Genomic DNA, 6,856 nt, shown 5'->3' on the forward strand with positions numbered 1-6,856 from the left:
CTCTTTAAGCGATTACTTAATTACTCGTCTTGCTACAACAAATCTGTCTTTATAATAGCTGTTCTTATAAATGTTTGAAATGATAACATCTTTCTCAGGGGTAATGTTGTGAATCATTTTTCCATCGCCAATGTAAATTCCTACATGACCGACATCCTTCTTGTTTTTGCTGTTGAGCCAAAAGAAAACTAGATCACCTTTTTCCAATTTTCCCCATGCAACCTTTTGGCCTACTTTTGCTTGATCGTCATCATCTTTGTTAACCAAATTTACGCCTACGTTTGCAAGTCTGTACGTAAGGTAAGTAAAGCCGGAGCAATCTGTTTTATAGGGTGCGCGAACTTCTTGTCTTTTTTTCCAGTTCACATAGTCGACCTTATTTGTCAATGAAATCGCAGTTTTCACTACCTTATTTCTTTTAGCTTCTACTGATGCTGAGGCAGCATCGACACTCCCTAATATTGAAGTAGCAGGCAAACTGACGGCTAACATTAAGATCGCGATTTTTGTTTTAAATCCTTTTTTCATAATATATCATCTCTCCTCTTTGTTAGTCTCATCTGCATTATAAATACCTTTTGTACAAGTAAGAAACCTGCAAAAATTGGTATGTAAACGTCTCCTTTGTGTCAAAAGATGATGAAAAGCTTGATGTAATGCGGTTTTCACTCTGTTTTGGTAGAGCCAGCCTCGATGAATGAATAATTTCTTTCTTGTTGTCTGTTTTCCAGTGTGTTAAAATGCATTTTTTTTCGTTTTCTTGGATCTAGTACGTTTTATCGGCACCATAAAATAAATAAAGAGCGTTCGAAATGAACGCTCTTTTGGTCTAAATTTATATTTTATTAACTCGCTCAACCTCAAATTCAGCACCAGACATGGAGATACCCCTATTTAAAATGTCCTCTTGGCTAACGGCTGCTCCGGCATTCATCAACCTTCGCATTGGCAGACTGGTATCTGGCATTCCTTATCGTCATCCAAGAGACCAAGCTGTAACGCCTTCCGTACCAATTGTGCAAATGAACTGTTCGACCATGCAAACCAGTCACGCGTGAAGATCGATGGATCATCCTTATGAAATCCTTCATGCAGCGTACCCGCATCATCCATAAGGACATGATTGCCAAAACCATCTGTCTCAAAAGCATAGATCCGGCCATACTTTGGATGATCAACGATTCCATGTAAGGTAATGGCATGTTGAATTTCTTCTTCTAATTGCGCCATCTCAGACGCCAGCTTCTCATCTCGATATACATAACGAGCAACTTCCTGCATCTGTCGCAGTGTCACTACAGCAAACATATTGGATGGTAAATTAAAATGAAAATCACAAGCATCATCGCTAGGACGAAAGCCAGACCAAATCATCCCGATATCGTTCACAGGCATGCCAAGTCCTTGCTTTCGCAAAGTATCGATCATGATGGAAGCTCCTTCTGGATTGCCTCCAGCAATCGATGTGTCTTATCGCAGCTATACTCCCAGAACATCACACCCGCCAGCTCTTGATGTTTCACATAATCACATTTATGCTGAAGTGATTCTTCGTCATCGTAAGAAATAAATTGACTGCCATTGTAAAGGTATGGCGCCTTTGCCTCGTCGTCCCAATACCTTGTATAGCCGTTTTTCTCAATATATTCAGCCGCTAGAGTAGTGAAATCAGGTCCATAGCCACCGCTGCTTCCCGCCATTTGATGCAGTCCATTATTGCGGTTAGGAACCTGCTGCCAGAGCCTAGAATAAAACGCCAAACCGATTACAATTTTCTCCTTCGGCACTCCCGCACGCTTAAATAAGTGAACAGAAGCGTCGGTGCTGATTCGGAATAAATCCCCTGTCGGGGTATAAAGATTGGTATGGTGACCTGTTAGCACTTGGAATCCGCCACGCATATCATAGGTCATTAATTGAACATAATCTAAATACTGCTGCACTTGGTCCATCTCCGTACCATCAACGTAATACTGGTCCGCACCCGTGGCAATGGTCAGCAAATAATGCCGTCCATCCTGTGCGCCTTTAAGGTCGAGTGCCTCGCGCATCGTTTTGAGAAGCAGCGTGAAGTTTGTCTTATCGTGTGGACTAGAGGCGATATCTGCCTCCCCATAGCAAGGATATTCCCAATCCAAATCGATCCCGTCAAATGGATAGTCAGTCAAGATACGGAGCGCCGAATCCGCCATACTTTCTCTTCCCTTTTCAGTAAATGCCGCTTCAGAGAAACCTCCCGCTCCCCACCCACCGACAGATAGTAGCACCTTCAGAGCCGGATGCTCACGTGTTATCTCCTTCAGCGTATCGAGCTGCTGCAAATGCTCGATAGAAATTTGATCGTTAAGTACATGACCGAAAGCTACATTGATATGTGTTAATTTCTCCAAATCCTGTCGTATCATATCAGGCAGACTAGAATCACCGACATAGCCTACCACTATATGTTTCTGTTTTGTCATCTAATGTCTCACTCCTATTTATCGTTTATTTTGGTCAACGACTTCGAAACCATCCTTGATTTCGTCATGATGCCAAAAACTCCATAATGAAATGGGCATAATCCAGTACGTTGCCGCACCGCCTCTAGCTCTCGTCTCATCCGCCACAGCCGCATTGGCCTGTTCGAACAATGCCGGATTCCATGTGCTTGCAGCAGCAATAGGTACTGGAAAGACCGTCCGCCTATTTTCTCATCCAATCTTCCTCCAGTAATCCTATTTCTATTTATTATTCCTAATCCTATTGATTCTCTCTTTAAAGGTCAGCTACTCTTTTACGCTTCCCATGACAAGTCCTTTAACAAAGTACTTTTGTAGAAATGGATAAACAACAAGAATCGGGAGTGAGCCTACAATTATTTGTGCAGCCTTCGTCGTCCGATCTGAAATCTCACTTAAATTTTTTGCTTGCAGTAAACTAATCTTGGACATATCCGGCTGAATAATAATCGTCTGCAGGTAGGTGGTTAATGGATATTTGGCAGGCGAATTCATTAGCATCAGACCATCGAACCAGGAATTCCATTGACTTACAAATGAGAACAACGTAATCGTCGCGAGTGCAGGCAAAGAAATCGGTAAGTAGACTCGCCACAGCGTGACCCAGTGCGATGCACCGTCCATAAACGCCGATTCCTCCAACTCCTTAGGCAATCCCCGAAAGAAATTCAATAATAATATAACGTTAAACACCTGCACAGCTCCGGGCAGTACTAATGCCCAGATCGTATCAATCAATCCCGTCATACGAATCGTCAAATACCAGGGGATCAAGCCCCCGCTAAACAACATCGTAAATACGAAAAACCAGGCATAAACGGTACGAAGGCGGAAATCCTTCACTTCTTTCGAAAGTGGGTAAGCAAGCGTGATCGCGAGTAGCATACCAATCGATACACCGAGCACTATTCTCTGAATTGAAATCCCAAACGAAGATACAAACTGCTTGCTTTCCAAAATAAACTTATAAGAGCCTATTGTGAAATCAATGGGCCACAGCTTAACTAGTCCTGCTGTCGCCGCGCTGCTTGTACTAAGTGATATTGCCAGTACGTGCACCATTGGGGCCAAGCATAATAATGACAATAGAATTAAAAAAGTATGATTCAACCAACTAAATACGCGATAACTTCCGGACGGTCGATGAAACATAGGATTCGTCCTCCCTTCTTAAAAAATCCGATATCCAGCCAAACGATAAGCTAATAAATAAGAGACTGAAATAAACACGAGCGACACAACTGATTTAAACAAACCTACTGCAGTAGCCACACTGTATTGAGCATCTATAACACCAATTCGATACACGAGTGTATCCAGAATATCTCCAGTGTCATAGACAGTTGAATTATAAAGAGTAAAGACTTGCTCGAAGCCTGCATTCAGCACATTACCCAAACTGAGTGTCGTCATTAAGATTACGATTGGCAATATGCCAGGAAGCGTAATATAGATGGTCTGTTTCCAGCGTGTTGCGCCATCAATAACGGCTGCTTCATATAGAATCGGACTAACATTGGTTAAGGCAGCTAAATAAACTATGGTACTAAATCCAAACTCTTTCCACACATCAGATGCGACTAGTACATAACGGAACCAACGATTATCTCCCAGGAAGAAGATGGGATCTATGCCAACGGCAGTAAGCAATTGATTAATAATCCCCGTACTAGGGGACAAAATATCAATTAATATACCTCCCAATATGATCCATGATAGAAAATGCGGCAAATAAATAAGTGTCTGAATGCCACGTTTGACAAACGAAATACGTATTTCATTAAGCAATAAAGCAATCGACACCGGTACAATAAGTCCAGCTACAATTTTCATGCACGCGATAATAACCGTATTCCAAATGACTTGCATCGTACCCGGAAGCTCGAATACATATTTGAAATTGTCCAACCCTACCCATGGAGAACCAAAAAAACCTTTAGTTGGTGAAAACTTTTGAAAGGCAATTACAATGCCGGACATAGGGATATAGCTAAAAACAATAACGAGTACAAGACTTGGCAGTACTAATAAATGCAGAGGCAATTCTCTTATGCTCTTTTTCATACGCAGGCACCTTCTCCCGTCGGTCTAACTAACAAAGGAAGCGAATAAAGTTGCATCCACTTCCTTTGCTAGAGTTATCTATTTATTGAGCGGCATACCATTCATTTACTTCTTTAGTCATCTCGTCTCCGCCGAGCTTATGCCAATCCAATACAAACTTATCAAACTCATCCACCGATGCTGAGCCCATAATAATTTTCGTGAATATTTCTCGTTCAATCTTATCCAGCGTGCTCTTTTTCGTAACCATCGTAGGCGTGCTTGCCCCTAAATATTCAGTAGTAAGAGCAAAGTCTCTATAGCCTGCAAGGGCTTCAAATGCAGACCCTTTAGGACCTGCCTGTCGATCAACTGCCCAATGCGAGTCATCACCATTTAAGTAAGCTTCGATTTTATCGTAGTTATCCTTCTGCTCCTGATTCAGCTTGGAGGTATCCTTGGATTCAATTGCTTCTTTAACCGCTAGAAAATTATCTGGAATATCCTTGTTAGGAGGGAATACTTGGAATAATGGATATTGGAAAATTTCTGTTCCTTCTTTGTCAGCCGCATACTTAATCCAATCCGCTGTTTTTCCATAGAAACGCTCATGCTGAAGATTCAGCATTTTTACAATAACCTCTGGATTATCAAATCCTTTAGTTGCTACGAAATATTCATAGACAGCGAATCCTAAACCTGGTTTTGCTGGCTTATCATCAATAGATACGATCGGATATGGCTTCCAATCCATGCCCGGATTTTGCTTTCTCGCATCATTTAATGGATAGTAGGAGTTCCAGTTGGCTCCATATTGAATGCCGACCTTATTCTGTGAGATAGACTCCGTAACTTTGCCGCCATCCTTGACTGCAAATTCACGATCTAACTGCCCTGATTTGTACAGCTCCTGAAGCTTTGCCAAAGCAGCCTTCATTTCAGGCTGAACATTGCCGTAGACAACCTTTCCCTCTGCATTTTTAACCCAAATGTTTGGATAAGCATGAAACCCGTTAAAGAAGCCCGTCAGATTAGCAACACCTCCATACAAATCCTTTGTCAGTGCTAGACCAAATGTATCGTCTTTACTATTACCGTCTGGATCTTGCTTTACGAAAGCCTCTGCTATTTTCATCAAATCGTCCATCGTTTTCGGCTCTGGCAGCTTCAACTTCTCCAACCAGTCCGTGCGGATCCACACGACATCTGCCCCTGTAATATTGCCGCCAAATTTCGGAATAGCCATCAGCTTTCCATTAAACGTCGCGGCCTTCAAAGCAAGCCCGCCATCCTGATTGGCCAAATCCTTCAACTCGGGAGAAGCATACTTCTCGAAAGCCTCCGTCAAATCTTGAATTTGATCCGCTTCAACAAGCTGACTAAGCTGCTTCACGCTCACACCGAATACATCAGGCAGATCGTCAGAAGCGATTGCTACATTCAACTTTTTATTGAATGCGCTTTCATCTCCGCCATTCCCATCTGCTACCCAGTCGTACTTAAGCTTAACTCCTAATGCACTCTCATACTCTCTAGTCCAGACGTTATTATCCATTGTTTCCCCGTTTTTAAAACGGTCTTCCGGCAAGCTTCCTCTGATCGCATGAACTTCAATCGGTGGATCGTATTTAATAAATGGACCGTCTTCCTTTACGGTCGTGCCTGAATTATCTGTTGTTGGTGGCGTTGATGTCGGCTCCACCTTTTCGGTGTTTGCACAAGCACTCAGAACAATTGCAAAACTCAGAATACATAATGACATTCCTTTAATCAGACTCTTCTTTGTCATGATTGATTCCCCCTTGATTTCTTCAAGATTGTTCTTGCTCCCTAACTATATCCCTTATTCACTAGGCTCTTCTATTCGCCATTATTGACATTCGACTAACATCTTTTTACTTATTTACTTGATCGCGATATTCTTGTGGCGTTACATTAGTCACTTTGCGGAAAAAGCGATAAAATGATTGTTCAGACAAAAAACCGACTGCTTTGGATATTTCATTAATTTTCAAACGATTTTCCTGGAGCAGCTCCTTTGTCTTGGTCATTCTGACCTCCGCAATATATTCAGACAGCCCTTCCCCTGTAATACGCTTATATAATCTAGACAAATAAGAAGGATTATGGCCGACTACTTCTGCAATTCGGTTTAAGCTAATATCCCCTGCAACATGATGCCGAATATAGCTTTGAACCTGACTAACAACGCCTTCCTCCTGATGACCTTGTCCCGACATCTTCCGCTCAAAAATAATCTCCGTCAATTGATAAAAGTATTCCGTTAATTCTTTCCATTGATTTGTACAATC

7 protein-coding genes and 1 pseudogene are annotated in these 6,856 nt (G+C 42.0%); all 8 read right to left on the bottom strand.

Going from position 1 to position 6,856, the window contains the following annotated elements; translation table 11 throughout:
* Window positions 1–12: 12 nt before the first annotated feature.
* Complete coding sequence (locus AC1DWN_RS24340; RefSeq protein WP_477561479.1) at window positions 13–528, bottom strand: C40 family peptidase; 516 nt, start codon at window positions 526–528, stop codon at window positions 13–15.
* A gap of 405 nt (window positions 529–933) precedes the next feature.
* Window positions 934–1,431, bottom strand: a pseudogene (locus AC1DWN_RS24345) (glycoside hydrolase family 125 protein); the annotation flags it as partial.
* Window positions 1,425–2,462, bottom strand: coding sequence for a glycoside hydrolase family 18 protein (locus AC1DWN_RS24350; protein WP_477561480.1), 1,038 nt, complete (start codon window positions 2,460–2,462; stop codon window positions 1,425–1,427). The gene AC1DWN_RS24350 and the pseudogene AC1DWN_RS24345, both read right to left, overlap by 7 nt.
* Before the next feature lie 18 nt (window positions 2,463–2,480).
* Entirely contained in the window at window positions 2,481–2,633 is a 153-nt protein-coding gene (locus tag AC1DWN_RS24355; protein WP_477561481.1) for a hypothetical protein, read from the bottom strand.
* 135 nt (window positions 2,634–2,768) lie between these two features.
* Window positions 2,769–3,653, bottom strand: a complete 885-nt coding sequence (locus tag AC1DWN_RS24360) for a carbohydrate ABC transporter permease (protein ID WP_477561482.1) — start codon at window positions 3,651–3,653, stop codon at window positions 2,769–2,771.
* Window positions 3,654–3,671: 18 nt separating this feature from the next.
* Window positions 3,672–4,565, bottom strand: a complete 894-nt coding sequence (locus AC1DWN_RS24365; RefSeq protein ID WP_477561483.1) for an ABC transporter permease — start codon at window positions 4,563–4,565, stop codon at window positions 3,672–3,674.
* Window positions 4,566–4,647: 82 nt separating this feature from the next.
* On the bottom strand, window positions 4,648–6,333 hold the full coding sequence (locus tag AC1DWN_RS24370) for an extracellular solute-binding protein (protein WP_477561484.1): 1,686 nt from the start codon (window positions 6,331–6,333) through the stop codon (window positions 4,648–4,650).
* Window positions 6,334–6,439: 106 nt separating this feature from the next.
* The coding region (locus AC1DWN_RS24375; protein WP_477561485.1) for a helix-turn-helix transcriptional regulator at window positions 6,440–6,856 on the bottom strand (417 nt) is incomplete at its 5' end.

Source organism: Paenibacillus sp. P4_A7 (genome assembly GCF_056402455.1).